The sequence below is a fragment of the Allobosea sp. 10N428 genome (genome assembly GCF_056394545.1).
This window is the reverse complement of record NZ_JBFTIC010000005.1, coordinates 359,762-377,214: the sequence shown is the minus strand read 5'-3', so window position 1 is coordinate 377,214 and position 17,453 is coordinate 359,762. Positions and strand designations below refer to the sequence as shown.

Annotated in this window: 18 protein-coding genes and 1 pseudogene; 14 read left to right on the top strand and 5 right to left on the bottom strand. The window is 66.5% G+C overall.

Annotated features, from left to right (window positions below):
- The first annotated feature begins 1 nt into the window (after nucleotide 1).
- From AC1DDA_RS18185 to AC1DDA_RS18145, 9 genes are read left to right on the top strand one after another with little or no spacing between them, the layout of a single operon-like run.
- Nucleotides 2–970, top strand: coding sequence for a LysR family transcriptional regulator (locus tag AC1DDA_RS18185; RefSeq protein ID WP_476796787.1), 969 nt, complete (start codon nucleotides 2–4; stop codon nucleotides 968–970).
- The gene (locus AC1DDA_RS18180; protein ID WP_476796786.1) at nucleotides 967–2,421 is read left to right on the top strand and encodes an FAD-dependent oxidoreductase; all 1,455 of its coding nucleotides are present in this window, start codon (nucleotides 967–969) and stop codon (nucleotides 2,419–2,421) included. The genes AC1DDA_RS18185 and AC1DDA_RS18180 overlap by 4 nt, the downstream gene beginning before the upstream one ends.
- Nucleotides 2,421–3,395: an ABC transporter permease gene (locus tag AC1DDA_RS18175; protein ID WP_476796785.1), complete on the top strand. Its 975-nt coding sequence runs from the start codon at nucleotides 2,421–2,423 to the stop codon at nucleotides 3,393–3,395. Before AC1DDA_RS18180 ends, AC1DDA_RS18175 begins: the two co-directional genes overlap by 1 nt.
- Entirely contained in the window at nucleotides 3,392–4,291 is a 900-nt protein-coding gene (locus AC1DDA_RS18170) for an ABC transporter permease (RefSeq protein ID WP_476796784.1), read from the top strand. The genes AC1DDA_RS18175 and AC1DDA_RS18170 overlap by 4 nt, the downstream gene beginning before the upstream one ends.
- Nucleotides 4,288–5,277, top strand: coding sequence for an ABC transporter ATP-binding protein (locus AC1DDA_RS18165; RefSeq protein WP_476796783.1), 990 nt, complete (start codon nucleotides 4,288–4,290; stop codon nucleotides 5,275–5,277). Before AC1DDA_RS18170 ends, AC1DDA_RS18165 begins: the two co-directional genes overlap by 4 nt.
- The gene (locus tag AC1DDA_RS18160) at nucleotides 5,274–6,299 is read left to right on the top strand and encodes an ABC transporter ATP-binding protein (protein WP_476796782.1); all 1,026 of its coding nucleotides are present in this window, start codon (nucleotides 5,274–5,276) and stop codon (nucleotides 6,297–6,299) included. The genes AC1DDA_RS18165 and AC1DDA_RS18160 overlap by 4 nt, the downstream gene beginning before the upstream one ends.
- Complete coding sequence (locus AC1DDA_RS18155) at nucleotides 6,296–7,867, top strand: ABC transporter substrate-binding protein (RefSeq protein ID WP_476796781.1); 1,572 nt, start codon at nucleotides 6,296–6,298, stop codon at nucleotides 7,865–7,867. Before AC1DDA_RS18160 ends, AC1DDA_RS18155 begins: the two co-directional genes overlap by 4 nt.
- Before the next feature lie 40 nt (nucleotides 7,868–7,907).
- The gene (locus AC1DDA_RS18150) at nucleotides 7,908–9,194 is read left to right on the top strand and encodes an acyl-CoA thioesterase/bile acid-CoA:amino acid N-acyltransferase family protein (RefSeq protein ID WP_476796780.1); all 1,287 of its coding nucleotides are present in this window, start codon (nucleotides 7,908–7,910) and stop codon (nucleotides 9,192–9,194) included.
- A 54-nt stretch (nucleotides 9,195–9,248) separates the two neighbouring features.
- A complete protein-coding gene (locus AC1DDA_RS18145; RefSeq protein ID WP_476796779.1) occupies nucleotides 9,249–9,569 on the top strand; it encodes an SDR family oxidoreductase in 321 nt (106 codons plus the stop codon).
- On the opposite strand, the gene AC1DDA_RS18140 is transcribed toward AC1DDA_RS18145, so the two are convergent.
- The 4 genes from AC1DDA_RS18140 to AC1DDA_RS18125 are packed head-to-tail and all read right to left on the bottom strand — an operon-like array spanning nucleotide 9,563 to nucleotide 13,851.
- Nucleotides 9,563–10,495 (bottom strand): serine hydrolase, encoded by a 933-nt coding sequence (locus tag AC1DDA_RS18140; RefSeq protein WP_476796778.1) that lies wholly within the window; start codon nucleotides 10,493–10,495, stop codon nucleotides 9,563–9,565. The two genes, AC1DDA_RS18145 and AC1DDA_RS18140, sit on opposite strands and share 7 nt — an antisense overlap.
- Nucleotides 10,496–10,530: 35 nt before the next feature.
- Nucleotides 10,531–11,343 carry an ABC transporter permease gene (locus AC1DDA_RS18135; RefSeq protein ID WP_476796777.1) on the bottom strand — a complete coding sequence of 271 codons (813 nt, stop codon included), beginning with the start codon at nucleotides 11,341–11,343 and terminating at the stop codon, nucleotides 10,531–10,533.
- A gap of 5 nt (nucleotides 11,344–11,348) precedes the next feature.
- On the bottom strand, nucleotides 11,349–12,284 hold the full coding sequence (locus AC1DDA_RS18130; protein ID WP_476796776.1) for an ABC transporter permease: 936 nt from the start codon (nucleotides 12,282–12,284) through the stop codon (nucleotides 11,349–11,351).
- 40 nt (nucleotides 12,285–12,324) lie between these two features.
- On the bottom strand, nucleotides 12,325–13,851 hold the full coding sequence (locus tag AC1DDA_RS18125) for an ABC transporter substrate-binding protein (RefSeq protein ID WP_476796775.1): 1,527 nt from the start codon (nucleotides 13,849–13,851) through the stop codon (nucleotides 12,325–12,327).
- Between the two features lie 114 nt (nucleotides 13,852–13,965).
- Here AC1DDA_RS18125 and AC1DDA_RS18120 point away from each other — a divergent pair.
- The 5 genes and pseudogenes from AC1DDA_RS18120 to AC1DDA_RS18100 all read left to right on the top strand — a co-directional run.
- Nucleotides 13,966–14,583: pseudogene (locus AC1DDA_RS18120) on the top strand (LysR family transcriptional regulator); the annotation flags it as partial.
- A gap of 20 nt (nucleotides 14,584–14,603) precedes the next feature.
- Nucleotides 14,604–14,849, top strand: coding sequence for a LysR substrate-binding domain-containing protein (locus tag AC1DDA_RS18115; RefSeq protein WP_476796824.1), 246 nt, complete (start codon nucleotides 14,604–14,606; stop codon nucleotides 14,847–14,849).
- Complete coding sequence (locus tag AC1DDA_RS18110) at nucleotides 14,846–15,721, top strand: LysR family transcriptional regulator (protein ID WP_476796774.1); 876 nt, start codon at nucleotides 14,846–14,848, stop codon at nucleotides 15,719–15,721. The genes AC1DDA_RS18115 and AC1DDA_RS18110 overlap by 4 nt, the downstream gene beginning before the upstream one ends.
- A 169-nt stretch (nucleotides 15,722–15,890) precedes the next feature.
- Nucleotides 15,891–16,088, top strand: a complete 198-nt coding sequence (locus AC1DDA_RS18105; protein WP_476796773.1) for a hypothetical protein — start codon at nucleotides 15,891–15,893, stop codon at nucleotides 16,086–16,088.
- 194 nt (nucleotides 16,089–16,282) lie between these two features.
- Nucleotides 16,283–16,573: a hypothetical protein gene (locus AC1DDA_RS18100; protein WP_476796772.1), complete on the top strand. Its 291-nt coding sequence runs from the start codon at nucleotides 16,283–16,285 to the stop codon at nucleotides 16,571–16,573.
- On the opposite strand, the gene ku is transcribed toward AC1DDA_RS18100, so the two are convergent.
- Nucleotides 16,570–17,388, bottom strand: coding sequence for a non-homologous end joining protein Ku (ku, locus tag AC1DDA_RS18095; protein WP_476796771.1), 819 nt, complete (start codon nucleotides 17,386–17,388; stop codon nucleotides 16,570–16,572). The two genes, AC1DDA_RS18100 and ku, sit on opposite strands and share 4 nt — an antisense overlap.
- Nucleotides 17,389–17,453 lie beyond the last annotated feature (65 nt).

The following is a 17,453-nucleotide window of genomic DNA, read 5'->3' as shown; positions in this document are numbered from 1 at the left end:
GATGAGCCGCCTCAAGACGCTCGAGGCGTATCTGCAGGTTGCCTCCCTGGGCAGCGTCACCGCTGCCGCGCGCCATCTCGGCGTGTCGCAGCCTTCGGTGAGCCGAATGATCCAGGAGCTCGAGCGCGACCTCGGCCAGCCGCTCTTCGAGCGCGCCGGCCAACGGCTGGTCCTGACGCCGAAAGGCGTGGTGCTGCGCGACGATGTCGAGCGGGCGCTGGCCGGTTTCGTCAATCTCTGGGAGCGTGCCCGCGAAGTCGTGGGCGAGTCCGAGCCGCCCATCAGTGTGTCGGCCGTGTCGGCGCTCGCCTTCGGGCTGCTCACCGGTGCCTGGAAGGCGCTCGGATGCCTCGACGAGCCGCCGCGGCTCGCGATCGAGGTCGAGAATCCCGACCGCGTCCAGAACGCCGTGATGTCCGGCACGGCCCAGATCGGCGCGACCAGCGCGCCCCTGCTGCATCGCGACCTGACCGTCGAGTGGCTGGGCACAGCACCTTGCGTGCTGGCCGTGCCGGAAGGCGACGCGCTGGCGCGTCTCGAAGGCCCGGTGGAGCTGCGAGCCCTGGCCGGGCGCAGCCTCGTCGGGATGTCGATGCGCCGCGGAGTGCCGGCGCGCATTCGCGCAGCTCTCAACGCGGCCGGTGTCGATGTCCGCGTCCGCGTCCGCACGACCTCGACGATCAATGCGCTCTCCTTCATCGAGGCCGGAGCGGGTGTGGCGATCGTCGAACCGCTGACATTGACCGGCCGCCCGACGCCGGGCGTCCGCATCCTGCCGCTGGCGACGCCGATCCCCTATTGCTTCGGGGTGGTGACGGCACGCGGCGTCGCCGTCCCCGACAAGGTCCGCGAGCTGATCGCGGCGCTGCAGATGGTGGCACAGCAGCGGCTGGACGATTTCACCCTGATCCCGCCCGAGGAGCACCACTCCCTACTCGCTTCGCTGACCAAACAGGAGACGCGGCTGTGACAGCCGATCAAGGCAAGGTTCCCGAAGGGCTGGCAGCGCTGAACCGCCGCGTCGCCCATGAGCTTGAGCTGCTGACCCTGCCGGCAGCGCCCTGGGTTCCGCAGCGCGACATTGCGGGCGAGCCGCTGCTCGACGTCGCGATCATCGGCGCCGGCATGGCCGGGCTGGCCGCTGCCGGGGCGCTCCGCAACATCGGCCTGCGTGCCGTCAACTTCGACCGCCGGCCGAAGGGCTTCGAAGGACCATGGGCAACGACGGCGCGCATGGAGACGTTGCGTTCGCCCAAGACCCTGACCGGGCCGGCACTCGGCATTCCGTCGTTGACCTTCCGCGCCTGGTTCGAAGCGCAGTTCGGCGCCGAGGATTGGGAACGGCTCGACAAGATTCCGCGGCTGATGTGGATGGACTATCTGCGCTGGTTCCGCGACGTGCTGCGTCTCGATGTCCGCAACGATCATGACATCGCTGCGATCCATCTGGGAGCGGATTACGCGACGCTGGAGATCGACGCGGCTGGGAAGCGGCAGCGCGTGCTGGCGCGCCATGTCGTGCTGGCCACGGGGCGCGACGGGCTCGGCGGTCCCTTCGTGCCGGCAATCGCCGACAGCCTGCCGCGCGGGCGCTGGGCGCATTCCTCAGACGCGAACGACTATGCCGCGCTGCGTGGCAAGCGCGTCGCCGTGGTGGGCGCCGGCGCCTCCGCGATGGACAGCGCAGGCACCGCGCTGGAGGCGGGTGCAGAGCGCGTCGACCTGCTGATCCGCCGCCGCGACATTCCGCGCATCAACCGCGGCAAGGGCATGGGCCATCCCGGTTCGATCGCGGGCTATCGCTATCTGCCCGACGATTGGAAATGGCGGATCAACAGCTACATCGCTCGCGAGCAGGTGCCGCCGCCGCGTGCGAGCGTGCTGCGGGTCTCACGGTATCCCAACGCCTTTTTCCGTCAGGGCACGGCGTTGCATTCCGCACGAATGGACGGCGACGAGATCGTCGTCGAGACCAGCGCGGGTACGATGCGCTTCGATTTCATCATCTTCTCGACTGGTTTCCGGGTCGACTGGGACAATCGCCCCTTCCTCGCCGAGATCGCGGCGAGCGCCCGGCTGTGGAGCGATCGCGGCATGCCGGCCGATGCGGATGCAGGGCTGGGCTCGCTGCCCGATCTCGGCCCCGCCTTCGAGTTCCAGCCGAAGATTCCGGGTGCCTGCCCCGGACTCGAACGCGTCCATTGCTTCTGCTATCCGGCGATGATGTCCCACGGAACCGTATCGGGCGACATTCCGGCGATCAGCGACGGCGCCGTGCGGCTGTCGCAGGCCGTCGCGGCGCGACTGTTCGTCGAGGATGTCGAGGCGCATTTCGCGCGTGGCCAGGAGTATTCCGAGCCGGAAATCTTTGGCGACGAGTGGGAGCCGATCTTGCCCGAACAGGCGGCGGTGCCGGTCTGATGCTCGGCTGGCTGCTCCAGCGCATCGCGCAGGCGCTCCTCGTCGTGGTGGCGATGTCGCTCGTCGTATTCCTGGGCATGCATGCCATCGGCAATCCCGCCGACATCCTGCTGGCGCCGGATGCGACGCAGGCCGACCGGGCCGCGCTCGTGGCGCAGCTCGGCCTCGACCGGCCGCTCTGGCAGCAATATCTCAGCTTCGCTGGCAGCGCCCTGCAGGGCGATCTCGGCCGCAGCTTCGTCTACAACGTCCCGGCCGTGACGCTGATCCTGCAGCGCCTGCCGGCGACGCTTGAACTCGCCATCGCGGCGACGGTCTTCTCGGTCATTCTCGGCGTGCCGCTCGGGCTCTATGCCGGGCTCTATCCGGAACGCCGTCTCTCCAAGCTGATCACCACCGGCAGCATCCTCGGCTTCTCGCTGCCGACCTTCTGGGTAGGCCTCCTGCTGATCATGACCTTCAGCGTCTATCTCGGCTGGCTGCCGGCGAGCGGGCGGGGCACCACGGTCCGTTTCCTGGGCGCGGACTGGTCCTTTCTGACCTTGAACGGCTGGCGGCACATGCTCCTGCCGGCGATCAACCTGTCGCTCTTCAAGGTCTCGCTGGTGATCCGCCTGACACGGGCCGGGGTGCGCGAGGTGCTGCCGCTCGACTATGTCCGCTTCGCGCGGGCCAAGGGGCTGCGCCGCGGCCGGATCATGACGATGCATATCCTGCGCAACATCATGATCCCGCTGGTGACGGTGCTTGGGCTCGAGCTCGGCTCGACCATCGCCTTCGCTGTGGTGACGGAGAGCATCTTCGCCTGGCCGGGCTCGGGCAAGCTCATCCTGGACAGCATCAATGCGCTCGATCGGCCGGTGGTGATGGCTTATCTGCTGGTGGTGGTGACGCTCTTCGTCATCATCAATCTCGCCGTCGACATCCTCTACCGCATCCTCGACCCGCGCGTCCGCGAGGAGGCCTCGACATGACGAGCGTTCCCGCCGCCACCGCCCGCCGCCCAGCCGTCAATGCGCTCAGCCGCTTCCTGCGCGCGCCCACGGCTGTCATTGGCGTTGGCCTGCTGACGCTGCTGATTCTGGGCGCCGTCTTCGCCGCGCAGATCGCCCCGCAGAACCCGTTCGACCTCGCTGCCATCGATGTGCTCGACGCGCGGCTGCCGCCCGGCTCGGCCTCCTCGGGCGCCGATCTCACCTACTGGCTCGGTACCGACGGACAAGGCCGCGACCTGTTCTCTGCTATCCTCTACGGGTTGCGGACCAGCCTGACCGTCGGCGTCGGCTCGGCCGTGCTGGCGGGTATCCTCGGCATCATGCTCGGGTTGATCGCGGCCTGGAGCGGTGGCTTCGTCGACGCGCTGATCATGCGGCTCGTCGACCTCTTGATGTCGCTGCCCTCGATCCTGATCGCCCTCTTGATGCTCGCGCTGCTGGGCCGGGGCATCGGCAATGTCGTGCTGACGCTGGTGCTGCTGGAATGGGCCTATTACGCCCGCACCGCCCGCGCCCAGGCGCTGGTCGAGCGCAAGCGCGATTATTTCGAGGCGGCGCGGGGGCTGGGCCTGCCGACCTCGCGCATCCTGCTGCGCCATGTCTTGCCCAACTGCCTGCCGCCGCTGCTCGTCATCGCCGCCCTGCAGGTCGCGCGCGCCATCACGCTGGAGGCGACGCTTTCCTTCCTCGGACTTGGCGCGCCGGTGACGCAACCTTCGCTCGGCCTGCTGATCGCCAACGGCTTCCAGTTCATGCTCTCGGGCGAATACTGGATCAGCTTCTTCCCCGGCGTGACGCTGCTGCTGGCGATCGTCGCGATCAACCTCGTCGGCGACCGCCTGCGCGAGGTGCTCGATCCGAGGGCGCTCCGATGAACGCGCCGCTGCTCGAAGTGCGCAATCTGCGCACTCGCTTCCGCACCGACCGCGGCGATCTCGACGCCGTGCGCGACGTCTCCTTCACGCTGCGGGCGGGACAGACGCTCGGCCTTGTCGGCGAAAGCGGCTCGGGTAAGTCCGTGACGGGCTTCTCGATCATGGGGCTGATCGATCCGCCCGGCCGGGTCGTCGGCGGCGAAATCCTGTTCAAGGGCCGGGATCTGACGCGGCTCGACGAGGAGAGCCTGCGCCGTCTACGCGGCAATCGCATCGCCATGGTCTTCCAGGACCCGATGATGACGTTGAACCCGGTGCTGCGGATCAGCACGCAGATGATCGAGACGATCCGTGCGCATGAGGCCGTCGACGCGGCGGCTGCCCGTGTCAGAGCGCGGGACATGCTGGGCACCATGGGCATTCCGAGCCCGGAAGCCCGGCTCGATGCCTATCCCCACCAGCTCTCGGGCGGCATGCGCCAGCGCGTCGCCATCGCCATCGCGCTGATCAACCGGCCCGATCTGATCATCGCCGACGAGCCGACGACCGCCCTGGACGTCTCGATTCAAGCGCAGATCCTGGCCGAGGTGCAGCAGCTCACCCGCGAGAGCGGCACGGCGCTGCTCTGGATCACGCATGATCTCTCGGTCATCGCCGGCATCGCCGATGAGATCGCGGTGATGTATGCCGGCCGCATCGTCGAGCAGGGCGGCGTCGATGCCGTGCTCGACAACCCCAGCCATCCCTATACGGCCGGGCTGATCGGCAGCCTGCCGGGGGCGAGCGCACCGGGCTCGATGCTGGTCCAGATCCCCGGCACGACGCCGGACATGGTCGCCCCGCCTGATGGTTGCGCCTTTGGGCCGCGCTGCGCGCGCCGTGCCGATGATTGCGCGCGGCAGCCCGCCTTCACCCAGGGCGCGCACAAGCTGCGTTGCTTCCACCCTCTCACAGGCCCGGCTTCGCTCGCCGAGGTGGCGGCATGACGACGACCGCTTCTTCTTCGGCCCCCGCGTTTGAGACGCGCGACCTGAGCCGCCGCTTCGGCCGTGCGGACGGGCTTGCTGTAAAGCTGCATCTCGCCAAGCGTCAGCCTGTCATCCATGCGCTGGATGGTATCGACCTCACCATCCCGACCGGCGAATTCGTCGGCCTCGTCGGCGAATCCGGCAGCGGCAAGTCGACGCTTGGGCGCATCGCCGCCGGACTACTGCCGCCGAGCGGCGGCTACGTCCGCGTCTTCGGGCGCGATCCGCGGGGTGACCGCTCGGTTCATCGCGACGTGCAGCTCATCTTCCAGGACCCGCAGGCGAGCTTGAACCCGCGCATGCGCGTCGCCGCGGCGATCGGCGAGGCGCCGCTGGTGCACGGCATCGTCGGTCGCTCCGAGCTCGACAACTATGTCTGCGCGCAGATGCGGCGGGCCGGGCTCGACCCGGTCTATCGCCAGCGCTTTCCGCACCAGTTCTCCGGTGGACAGCGCCAGCGTATCTCGATCGCCCGCGCGCTCGCCATGCAGCCGCGCTTCCTGGTCTGCGACGAGTCGGTCGCCTCGCTCGACGTTTCCATCCAAGCGCAGATCCTCAACCTGTTCATGGAGCTGCGCCGCGATCTCGACCTGACCTATCTCTTCATCAGCCATGATCTGCGCGTCGTGCAGCACATCGCCGACCGCGTCGTCATCATGTATCTCGGCCGCATCGTCGAGGACGCGCCGGCGCGGCAGTTCTTCGCCCACCCCAACCACCCCTATACGCAGGGCCTGCTCGCCGAAATTCCCGATCTCAAGCAGCGGCGGCGGGTCTATGCTCCCGTTAAAGGCGAGATCCCGAGTCCGGCCGCGCCGCCGCCCGGCTGCCATTTCCATCCGCGCTGCCCGGCCGCTTTCGACCGCTGCCGCGTCGAGAAACCCGCCCTGCGCGAGATCGCGCCGGGCCATCGTTCCGCCTGCCACCTCAACGATACGCCCGCGGTCCAAGCCCGCGCGCTAACAGGAGTGATCGGATGACGACCAAACTGAGCACGCTTGCCCTGTCCGCGGCGCTGATCGTCGCCGCTGGGACCGCCTCGGCGGAAGACCTGCGCATCGGCTTCGCCGACCCGGTCTCCGCGATCGACCCGCAGCTCAACAACTACGCCGGCGACCACTCGGTGGCGCAGCATTTCTTCCCCGCCATCGTCGCGCAGAAGACGATCGGCGGCATGGCTCCCGGTCTCGCCTCGGCCTGGAAAAGCACCTCGCCCACCACCTGGGAATTCAAGATCCGCGACAAGGCGGTCTGGACCGACGGCAAGCCGGTGACGGTGGAGGACATCGCCTTTTCCTATGAGCGCGCCCAGAACGTGCCGGGCTCGGTCGCGAGCTTCAAGAGCTTCCTGCGCAGCGTCGCCAAGGTCGAGGTCAAGGACCCGCAGACGCTGGTGATCACCACCAAGGAACCCGACCCGCTGCTGCCGATCAACATCTCCAGCATCTACATCGTCAGCAAGCATATCGGCCAGACGGCGACGACCGACGACTACAACAGCGGCAAGGCGATGGTGGTCGACGGCCCCTATGCCTTCGTCAGCTATACGCCGGGCGACCGCATCGAGATGAAGCGCAACGACACCTACTGGGGCGACAAGGCCGAGTGGGACAAGGTGAGCTATCGCTATATCGCCAACCCCGCGGCGCGCACCGCCGCGCTGCTCTCGGGCGATGTCGATATGATCGACAAGGTCTCCTTCTCCGACATCGAGAAGCTGGAGAAGAATCCCAAGGTCAAGGTCTGGTCCTATCCCGGCCTGCGCGCGCTGATCCTGCAGCCGAGCTTCAACTCGGCGCCGTCCAAGTTCATTACCGACAAGGCCGGCAAGCCGCTCGACAAGAACCCCCTGCTCGACCAGCGTGTCCGCCAGGCTCTCAACATGGCGATCAACCGAGAGGCCATCGCCGACCGCGTCGCGCGTGGCGGCGTGACGGTCGCGACGCAGTGGATGCCGGCAGACACCTTCGGCTACAATCCCGACTACGCCAAGATCGCGGTTGATCCGACCAAGGCCAAGGCGCTGCTGGCCGAGGCCGGCTATCCCAACGGCTTCAAGCTGACGATGCATGTGCCGGGCGAGCGCTATCCGCTGGCGCCCGAGACCGCGCAGGCCGTCGCCCAGTTCTGGACCCGCATCGGCGTCGAGACGCAGGTCGAGGTCGTTCCCTTCCCGGTCTATGTGACCGGCGCCAACAAGAACGAATATGCGATGAGCATCGTCGGCTGGGGCAACGGAACGGGCGAGGGCACCTATGCCATGACCTCGATCCTCGCGACGGTCGACCCGGCCAAGGGGCTGGGAGCCTCGAACTGGGGTCGCTACAGCAATCCGAAGCTGGATGAGGCGCTCGCCAAGGCCGGCGCCGAATTCGACGATCCCAAGCGCGAGGCGATCATCAAGGATGCCGTCAAGGTGGTGATGGACGATGTCGGGATCATCCCGCTCTACCATTACAAGAACATCTGGGCGAGCCAGCCGGACCTGAAGGTCGTGCCCTGGAACAGCGACCGCACCGTCGCCATGCAGGTCAGCAAGGTGAAGTGATGGACCACGCCATAGCCCGCGTAACGGAACCGAACCCGTCATGCCCGCCGCCTTCTCGGTCAGCCCCGCAGTCGATCTGATCGACGTGTCGCGCCGGATCGCCCTCGCTGGGCTACCGGTGGGCGCGGAGGTGACCATTGCAGCGGAAACGCAGCGGGGCGGCCATCTCTGGCGGGCGCAGGCCGTGTTTGCGGCGGATGCTGCGGGCACCGTCGAGCTTGATCGCGACGCGCCGCTGCGGGGCGATTATGCCGGCATCGCCGCGATGGGGCTGATCTGGGCGCAGCAAGGCGAGGGTGAGCTGTTCCATGCCGATATGGCCCGGCCACTGGAGACCAGGCTCACCGCCCATATCGGCGGCGAGCTTACGGCGTCGGACGGCTTCACGCAGATTCTCATGGCCGAGGGCGTCACCCGGCGTCCGCTTGCCGAGAATGGCCTCATCGGCACGCTATTCCTGCCGCCAGGCGAGGGGCCGCATCCGGCGATCATGATCCTCAACGGCTCCGGCGGTGGCATCAACGAGCCGCGCGCAGCGCTTTGGGCGTCGCGCGGCGTGGCGGCGCTGGCGCTCGGCTATTTCGGCGCTCCGGGGCTGCCGCAATACATCTCGAACACGCCGCTCGAGTATTTCGCCGGAGGGCTCGACTGGCTGCGTGCCAATGTGAGCCCCCTGAACGATTTCGTCGCCGTTGCCGGGCAATCGCGCGGCGGCGAGCTTGCGCTTCTGCTGGGCGCGACTTTTCCCGAAAAAGTCTCGGCGGTGCTGGGCTATGTGCCGAGCGCCTTCGTCCATGGCGGTCAGGCGGCGGCCGACCCCGCCCCGGGGCTCGGCCGGGACGGTCCGTGCTGGACGCTCGGCGGCAAGCCGCTCGTCCATCAATGGCAGGACAACGCCACGGCGAGCTGGAAGCCCTATGACGAGGCGACTGAAATCCGCCGCAACGCCGATGCGATGCGCACCGCGCTGGGCGATCCCGATGCGATGGCCCGCGCCCGCATCCCGGTCGAGCGGATCGCCGGGCCGGTGCTGCTGTTGTCGGGCGGCGATGACGGGGCATGGCCTTCCGATCTCTATTCGCTGATCGCGCAGTCGAGCCTGCTGGCCGCCGGCCATCCGCATGAGGTCGTCTGGAAGAACTGGCCCGAAGCCGGGCATTCCATCCTGTTCCCCTACACCCCGGCGACGCGCATCTCCCATCGCCATCCGATGAATGGAACTTCTTCGACCATGGGGGGAACGCCGGCCGCGAATGCCGAAGCGAATGCGGGCGCCTGGGCCAGCGCCTATGCATTCGTGAAGCGTCACACGAAGTCGGCCGGTTGAGGCCAACAAATATGGAGTGTGACCTATGCGCGCTCCAGGCGGGCCGCGACGTCCATGAGGTCACGATCCTCATGCCAGCGGCCAGCAAGCTACTCGGCCACCAAGGCCGGGGTGATCGCGCTGACCAAGAGCACGGCCAAAGAAATCGCGCGCGACGGCATCGTCGTCACCGCCATCACCCCTGCCGCTGCGGAGACAGCGATGGCGAAGGAGATTTCCGCCGAGCGGCGCGCCGACATTCTGTCCCGCATCCCGATGGGGCGCTTCGTCGAGGTTGAGGAAGTCGCGCGGATGGTGCTCTGGCTGGCCTCGGACGAGTGTTCGTTCTCCACCGGCGGCGTCTTCGACCTGTCAGGCGGCCGGGCGACTTACTGACCGGCGGATGCCGGCGGCATCAGCTGCCCGGCGGCGAGGGCGCCGAGCGACGGCAGGAAATCGTCGTCCTCCGCGATGGCCTCGCCCTGCGTGAAAACAGTCAGGATGAACTCTTGCCCGCCCGGGAGGATCGCGCGAAGGGCGTCATGGCGCCGGAAATCGGCACGTTCGTCGCCGAGCCAGCGCGTGCGGCCGGCCTTCGACCAGATCTGCGTGCCCGCCGGCATGCCGCCTGCGAGATATCCCGAGACCTGATAGGCGCCGCGCTTCACAAAGGGGCTCGCGAGATCGCGCGCGAGCAGCGGATCGACCGCCCGTCGCGTTGCCGGGCTCAGCGCCGAGCCATGGAAGATCTCGTGAATCAGCCGGGCCATGGCGATCGGCGTGAGGGCATTGTGTCCGCCCGGCGAGCGATCGAGGCCGATCTTCTCGCGGCCATAGCGGAGGTCGTCCATCAGCTTCTGGTTGAGGTTGATGCCGGCGAGCTCCGGCCAACCCAGCTGGTCGAAGAAGCGATTGACGGCCTCGCGCCGCTCGCCCCAGGCCGTCATCTCGGCGCTGGAGAGGAGGGTGTCGCCGCTCGTTCCCGAAAGGAGGTCGATGACGTAGTTCGTCGCGCTGTTGGAGGACCAGAGGATCATGTCGCGCATGGCGCGATCAAGCTCCTCATGCTCGACCAATTGTCCCGCTTCCAGAGCGGCTTGCGCGGCGACCAGGAAGAAGACCTTGACCAGCGAGCAGGGGTAGCTGCGCCAGCCCGCACGCAGTGCCGTACCGCGCGGCCGTTCGCCCTGCTGGCCCGGTTGCAGCAGCACGAAGCCGAACTGCTCCTCCGGCACGCCGCGCTCGCGGAATGCGGCGACGGCCTTTGCGGTTAACAGCGCGCCGATGCGCTGCAGGTTTTCATCCTCGTCGAAAAAGCTCATGGCACACCTGTCGAAGGCGGGTCGGAAAGAACGGATCAGCCCTTCGGCCGAAGCGCGGTGTCGAGGCCTTCGCCGATCAGCGCGAAGGTGACGCCGGTGTAGATGATCGCGAGGCCGGGAAAGGTCGCGATCCACCAGGCGTCGAACAGGAATTGCCGCCCGTCCGCGATCATCAGCCCCCATTCGGGAGTCGGCGGCTGGATGCCGAGCCCGAGGAAGCTGAGCGAGGTCACGGCGAGGATCGTCAGCACCACGTCGGCCATGGCGTAGACGATGGCCGGATTGATCGCGTTCGGCAGGATATGGGCGCCGACGATCCGCGGCGTCGTGCAGCCGAGGCTGCGCGCCGCCTGCACGAATTCGAGGTTGCGCAGCACCAGCACCTCGCCGCGCACGATGCGGGCGAAGGAGATCCAGTTCACGAGAAGGAAGGCGAGGTAAAGATTGGTCTCGCCGGGTCCGAGCACGCCGACGATGGCGATGACGAGCACGTAGAAGGGAAAGGCCCAGAAGATGTCGGTGACCCGCATGATGAAGGTGTCGACGCGCCCGCCGACGAAGCCGGAGATCGCGCCGATCATCACGCCGAGGATCGCCGGCGCGGCGACGCAGATCAACGCGACCTTGAGGTCGACATAGCCGCCGGCCAGCACGCGCGATGCCACGTCGCGGCCGAGATCGTCGGTGCCGAACCAGTTGGCCAGGGAAGGCGGCTGCAGCGTGTTGCCGTAATCGACCGCGAAGGGATCCTGCGGCGTCCAGACCTGGCCGAGCGCGACGAAACCGGCGAGCAGCGCCAGCATGGCGAGCCCGGCCATGAGGCTCGGATTGGAGCGAAGACGGTCCAACGGCGTTACTCCAGCCTGATGCGCGGATCGGCGAGCGCATAGGCGAGATCGGTCGCCAGATTGATCAGCACGACGAGGACGGCGAAGACGACGGTGAGCCCCTGGATCAGCGGGTAGTCGCGAGCGAAGATCGACTCGACGAACAGCGAGCCCAGGCCCGGCAAGGCGAAGACGGTCTCGATCACCACCGTGCCGCCGATCACCCAGCTCGTATGCGCGCCGAGCACCGAGATCGAACTGATCAGCGCATTGGGCAGCACATGAACGCCCATCAGCCGGCCGGTGCCCGCGCCCTTGGCGCGGGCCGTGGTGACATAGTCGGAGCCGAGCACGGCCAGGATGGCGCTGCGCAGGCTGCGGATCGTCAGCGAGGCCGTCGCCAGCGCGATGACCAGTGCCGGCAGGGTGGTGTGGTGCAGCCGGGAGAGGACATCCTCGCCATAGCCCGAGGTCGGAAACAGCGGCAGCCAGATCGCGAAGAGGATGACGAAGATCAGGCCGAGCCAGAAGGAGGGCATCGCGATCACGATCGTGAAGGCGAGCTTGATCGCGAGATCGACCGGCCCGCCGCGGCGCAGCGCCGACCAGAGCGCCAGCGGCACGGTCATCGCGACGGCGAGCGCCGTCGAATAGGCGACGAGCCACAAGGTCGCCGGCAGCCGCTCCAGCACGAGTTGCATCACCGGCCGGGCATGCACGACGGAACGGCCGAGGCTGCCGGAGCCGATATCGGCGAGGAAAAGCAGATATTGCCGCCACAGCGGCAGGTCGAGGCCGAGCCGCTGCTTCATCAGCGCGATCTCCTCCGCGCCGCCGCGCGCACCGAGAAGGAGCGTCGCAGGGTCGCCGGGGAGGGCACGCAGCAGCAGGAAGCAGGCCAGCGTGATGCCGAACAGGACCGGCACCAGCTGGACGAGGCGCTTGATGATATAGATCAGCATGGCAGGAGGTTGGGCCGGGGGGCGCCGGGGCGCCCCTGGCTCACTTCAGCTTCACGTCCTCGAGGCGGAAATTCGAGGTCGGAAGCACCTCGAAGCCTTCGACATTGCTGCGATAGGCGTAGGAGGTGCCGGGATAGAAGAGGAAGACGGACGGTGCGCCGTCATGGGCGAGCTTGACGATCTCCTGGAACATCTTGCCCCGCTCGGGTCCGTCGGCCGTCACGCGCTCCTTCTCGTAGAGCTCGTTGAGGCGCTCGTTCTTCCACTCGGTATGATAGGCGTTGGCGCGCTCGGGGTTGACGAGCAGGAAGCCGACGAGCTGGTCCGGGTCGATCGTGTCGCTGGTCGCATAGGCGACGGCCATCTCGTAGTCGCCGGCCTTCGTCGTGGTCCAGTGGGTGCCGCCTTCGACGAGGCGGATATCGGCGGTGACGCCGATCTGCTTCAACGCGGCCTGCAGGGCCTGGCCGAGCTGACGATGCAGCGGCTTGCTGGAATCGACGAGCAGTGAGGTATTGAAGCCATCCTTGTAGCCGGCTTCCGCCAGCAGCGCCTTCGCCTTGGCAATGTCATGCCCATAGGGCTTCAGGCCCGCATCGGCATAGGCCATCGGCGGCATCGGCGAGTTAGAGACCTTGCCGGTGCCGTAGAGCAGCGCCTTGAGCAGCCCTTCCTTGTCGATGGCGTAGTTGAGGGCCTGCCGGACGCGAACATCGTCGAACGGCTTCTTCCGGGTGTTCATCAGCACGAAATCGGTGCGGAAGACGTTGGCTACCGCCGTCTTGATCTTGCCGTCGCGCCCTAAGCCCTGAAGCTGGTTCAGCGGGATGTCGATCGCTGCGTCGACTTCGCCAGCCTGCAGCTTCAGCACGCGGCTGTTGCCCTCCGGGATGACCATCAGCTCGGCCCCGTCGAGGTCGGGCTTGCCGGCCTGCCAGTAGTTCGCGTTCTTTTTCAGCGAGAGGCCCTGGCCCTTGTTCCAGGCCGCGACCGTGAACGGGCCGCTGCCGATCGGCTTTTCGAGGAACTTGTCGCCAGCCGCCTCGAACGCCTTCTGCGGCAGGATCGCCGAGGAAAACAGGGCGAGGTTGTTGAGGAGCGGCGTGAACACCTTCTTGAGCTTGAGCACGACGGTGCGGTCGTCCGGCGTCTCGATCGTGTCGATGCCGGAGAAGAAGCGCTTCCAGCTCGAAGCATCGCTGCCGGCGCGCTTCAGGGAGAAGGCGACGTCGGCCGCCGTGACGGGCGTGCCATCCGAGAACTTCGCCTCGCGCAGCCTGAAGCTGTAGGTCATGCCGTCGTCGCTGACCTTCCAGCTCTCGGCGAGGCCGGGCTCGAGCTTCGTCGCGTCCTTGCTCGGCCGCAGCAGCGTGTCGAAGATCAGGAGCTGGGCGTAGATGGAGGCGTTGTCGCTGGTCGCGATCGGATCGAGCGAGACGAGGTCCTGCGTCTGCGCCAGCCGCAGCGTCCCCTTGGCGAAGGCAGGGGAAGGCGCTGCCACCAGAGCGGGGGCACCGAGTGCGAGCGCCAGCGCGCCGGCCGAAAGCAACGAGCGAAACTTGGTCATGCCGATCCCCTGATTCATTGGCCGCATTGCGGCGGCGGCTTGCATCCTCCCATAACGACAACTAGTCCTTCCAATGAAACATTCGGCAAGATCATCAACCGTCTGGAATACTCCATGAAGCTGGGCTCCCTGCTGGCGGTCGACATCTTCGTGAGGCTCGGCGGAACGGGCGAGGCAGCGCAGGGCCTGGGCATCAGCCAGTCCGCCGTCATCAAGGCGCTGCGGCAGGCGGAAGACGAGTTCGGGCTCAGCCTCGCCACGACCATCCAGGGCCGGCTGGTGCCGACGCCGGAAGCACAGTCGCTGGTCAGGCAAGCCCAACCGCTCTTCAGCGTGCTGCGCCGCGCCCGGCATGAAGCGGACATGGTCCGCGTCGGCATGGCCGACCGGCTGAGGGTGGCGACGGTCCCGGGGCTAGCCCATAGCATCCTGCCGCCGGCCATCACCCGGACGCGCCGGGACCTCGGCGAGGCCGCCGCGGTCGAAATCATGTTTGACCATGTGCGCGAGCATCTCGGCGCCGGCGAAGCCGATCTCGGCATCTCCTACGGGCCGATGGCGGCGGAGGAGATCGAGGACGTAGCTCTCGGGCACAGCCCGCTTGTCTGCGTGCTCTCGCGAAGGCACCGGCATGCCGGGCGCACGGTACTGTCGCGGGGCGATATCGAGGGCGAGCGGCTGATCAGCTACGGGCCTGATGGCGTGAGCGCCTCCGACAGCTTCCAGGACGCGTTGATCGGCGCGGCGCGGGGCTGGCCGGCCGCGTCGCGATCACGGTCCGCCACACCGACACCGCCTGCCATCTGGCCCGCGAGGGCGTCGGCATCGCGCTGGTCGATGGCTTCGTCATCAGCAGCAACCTCGTCGAGGGCCTCGCCGCCCTACCACTGGAGCAAAGCCCGCTGGTGACGGCCTTCGCCCATTACCGGCGTGGATCGCTGCTCGATAGGGCTGCCCGGCTGCTCCTCGCGCAGCTTCAGGAGCGCCCGGTTCCATGAGACCGTTCACGCCAGCCCACGCCGCCGTGCTCCGTGCGGTGCACCGCTTCGGCACCACGGTCGAGGCCGCGCGCCAGCTGAACCTGACGCAGTCCGCGATCAGCAAGATCATCGCGCGCAGTGAGGCGAGTCTCGGGGTCGAGGTCTTCGAGCGGCGCGAAGGCCGCCTGAGCCTGCGCCCGGAGGCCAGTGCCCTGATGGTTGCTCTCGACGCGGTCGACCAGGAATGGCGCGCCTTGCGGAACGCCGCGGCCAGGTTGCGCGCCGGCCAGGAAATGCCGCTGCGCATCGCCTCCACGCCGAGCATCGGCCATGGTACCATCGCCCGCGCCCTGCGCCGCCTGACCGACGAATATCCGCAGGCGCGCGTCGAGCTGATCATGGGCGATGCACCGACCGAGCTCTCGCAGGGGACGGCCGATATCGGCCTGATGTTCTCCCCTCGTGTCACCGACGATATCGCGCTGACGCCGCTCGCCGGCGGCTCGATCATCGCGCTGGTGCGCGAGGATGATCCCCTCGCCGGGCAGGGTACGGTCAACCTGCACCAGCTCAAGACGCGGCGCATGATCTGCTTCGATCGAGAGAAGTCGCCGCTCGGCTGGCTGATCGCTCAGGCCTATGAACGGGAAGGGCTCGACTATGCGCCCTTCATAACGGTTCCCTACAGCATCTCGGCGGCGCATCTGCTCGCAGAGCCCGGCGATGTCACGCTGATCGACAGTCTGCTGACACAGGCGCAGCGCTTCGATGGTCTGGCCCAGCTTTCGCTTCAGCCCGAGATTCCCACCACGATTTGCCTGATGACCGTGCGCAGCAGGCCGCTCTCGCAACTGGCCGCCCGCTTCGTGGAAATCGTTCGGCAAGGATGATCATCGCGGCGATTGCCGAGTTGACTGGCGTGCAAGGAGCTGCAGCCTCGCAGCAAGCGGGTGGCGGAACCTCGCATCGCCGAGCGGGTTGCTGTCATCATCAGTGCGTTGTGTGAGGTGCGAAATGGTCGCTTTGAGGAAGGCTGCGGGGCCGCCCGCGCGCCGGCCCATGCCCGCCAAGCGCGAGCTGTATCGGGAGCGCTGCGAGGACGAATACGGCGACCACTACACCGTCATCGTCTGGCGTGACTGGCCAGGTCTCTCCATGACGTCGTACACGCTCAAGGACGGAAGCCCGGTTCGCTATGAAGATGAAAACATCTTCTCTCTCCCATCGGGAAAGCTTCTGATGCGATGTATGCGCTGATTGAATGTGTATTTCGGCGGAAATACAAACATTGGACGAGTCGATGTGATCGTCATGTCGATGTTAAACGTGTTGATATCGGCTGATATTCTGTCAGAATTTATCGTTGATGTAAGTTTTGCGAGGTTTCCATTTGTGGGAGAGCGACTTGGCAATGGCCTGATTTACTTTCAGATTTCGAGGTTAGCTCAGCGATGACCGATCTCAATCCTCCAGAGGCAGAACTCATCGCCCGGCTTCTGGAGATCATCGCGAGAGAGGGTCTCGTAAAATCCGAATTGCTGGAGCCGCATGCGGCAATCGATGAGATCGGTCTCACTCTCGACGACCTGACCCTGATCGGCAATGTCATCGAACGCGAATTCGATTGCGACATGGTGCCCGACGAAGAAATGCAGGCGTGCAAGACGGTTCGCGAACTCGTCATGTTGATCGGGCTAAGGCTTCAGGCCGCCTCTCAGGCAAGCAAGGACAACGAGGGTTAGGCCGCCTTTCCCTGAGCTTTTCGCCTTGATGGAGCCCGGTCAGGTGCCGCGCTGGCGCGGAGCGCTTCCATAAGGTCGACGACCTTGGGAGACTTCATCTTCTTCGCGATCCTGACTGGCTTGCCTGCCAACTTCGCCTTCACCAGCTGGGCGAGAGCCGCCTCATACCTGTCGTCGAACATGGCCGGGTCGAACTCGCCTCGCTTGGTCTCGATGATGTGCTTGGCGAGATCGAGCATCTCCTTGCGAATCTTGAGCTTTGGAATCTCGTCGAAGGCTTCCGAAGCCGAACGCACCTCGTAGTCGAAGTTCAGCGTATGGGCGACGAGTCCTGGCCCCTGTGCGCGAATCATCAGCGCGCGGTAGCGACGGAACAGAACAGCATGCGCGAGCGCGCCGACCTTGCTCGCTCGAAGAGCTTCCCGGATCACCGCGAAGGCCTCGTCGGCAATCTGGCCCGCGGGCGCCAGGTAGTAGGGCTTGTCGAAGTAGATCGTGTCGATGTCGCTGCACGGGATGAAAGCGGCCACCGCCAGCGTCTTGTCGGTTTCCGGCACAGCCTTCGCGATTTCGTCCGATTCGATCTCGACATAGCGGTCCTTGTCGATCTCGAAGCCCTTGATCTGGTGATCCCTATCGACAGGCTCGTCGGTAACGGGATCGATGAACTCGCGCCGGAGGCGATGGCCGGTGTCGCGGTTGATCATGTGAAACGATACGCGTTCGGCCGTACTGGCGCCGGTATAGAGCGCGACGGGACAACTGATCTCGCCGAACTTCAGGTAGCCCTTCCAGTTCGCCCGCACCGCAGCCATGGCACCCACTCCTGACGCAACACCGTCGATTCAATGCATCCGCCGAAGGCAAGTTCCGCTGCGCC

Bases quoted from the DNA above. Each gene is read 5' to 3' on its own strand.
- AC1DDA_RS18185 (WP_476796787.1), top strand. From the start codon at position 2: ATGAGCCGCCTCAAGACGCTCGAGGCGTATCTGCAGGTTGCCTCCCTG.
- AC1DDA_RS18175 (WP_476796785.1), top strand. From the start codon at position 2,421: ATGCTCGGCTGGCTGCTCCAGCGCATCGCGCAGGCGCTCCTCGTCGTG.
- AC1DDA_RS18170 (WP_476796784.1), top strand. From the start codon at position 3,392: ATGACGAGCGTTCCCGCCGCCACCGCCCGCCGCCCAGCCGTCAATGCG.
- AC1DDA_RS18165 (WP_476796783.1), top strand. From the start codon at position 4,288: ATGAACGCGCCGCTGCTCGAAGTGCGCAATCTGCGCACTCGCTTCCGC.
- AC1DDA_RS18160 (WP_476796782.1), top strand. From the start codon at position 5,274: ATGACGACGACCGCTTCTTCTTCGGCCCCCGCGTTTGAGACGCGCGAC.
- AC1DDA_RS18155 (WP_476796781.1), top strand. From the start codon at position 6,296: ATGACGACCAAACTGAGCACGCTTGCCCTGTCCGCGGCGCTGATCGTC.
- AC1DDA_RS18150 (WP_476796780.1), top strand. From the start codon at position 7,908: ATGCCCGCCGCCTTCTCGGTCAGCCCCGCAGTCGATCTGATCGACGTG.
- AC1DDA_RS18145 (WP_476796779.1), top strand. From the start codon at position 9,249: ATGAGGTCACGATCCTCATGCCAGCGGCCAGCAAGCTACTCGGCCACC.
- AC1DDA_RS18140 (WP_476796778.1), bottom strand. From the start codon at position 10,495: ATGAGCTTTTTCGACGAGGATGAAAACCTGCAGCGCATCGGCGCGCTG.
- AC1DDA_RS18130 (WP_476796776.1), bottom strand. From the start codon at position 12,284: ATGCTGATCTATATCATCAAGCGCCTCGTCCAGCTGGTGCCGGTCCTG.
- AC1DDA_RS18125 (WP_476796775.1), bottom strand. From the start codon at position 13,851: ATGACCAAGTTTCGCTCGTTGCTTTCGGCCGGCGCGCTGGCGCTCGCA.
- AC1DDA_RS18110 (WP_476796774.1), top strand. From the start codon at position 14,846: ATGAGACCGTTCACGCCAGCCCACGCCGCCGTGCTCCGTGCGGTGCAC.
- AC1DDA_RS18105 (WP_476796773.1), top strand. From the start codon at position 15,891: ATGCCCGCCAAGCGCGAGCTGTATCGGGAGCGCTGCGAGGACGAATAC.
- AC1DDA_RS18100 (WP_476796772.1), top strand. From the start codon at position 16,283: ATGACCGATCTCAATCCTCCAGAGGCAGAACTCATCGCCCGGCTTCTG.
- ku (WP_476796771.1), bottom strand. From the start codon at position 17,388: ATGGCTGCGGTGCGGGCGAACTGGAAGGGCTACCTGAAGTTCGGCGAG.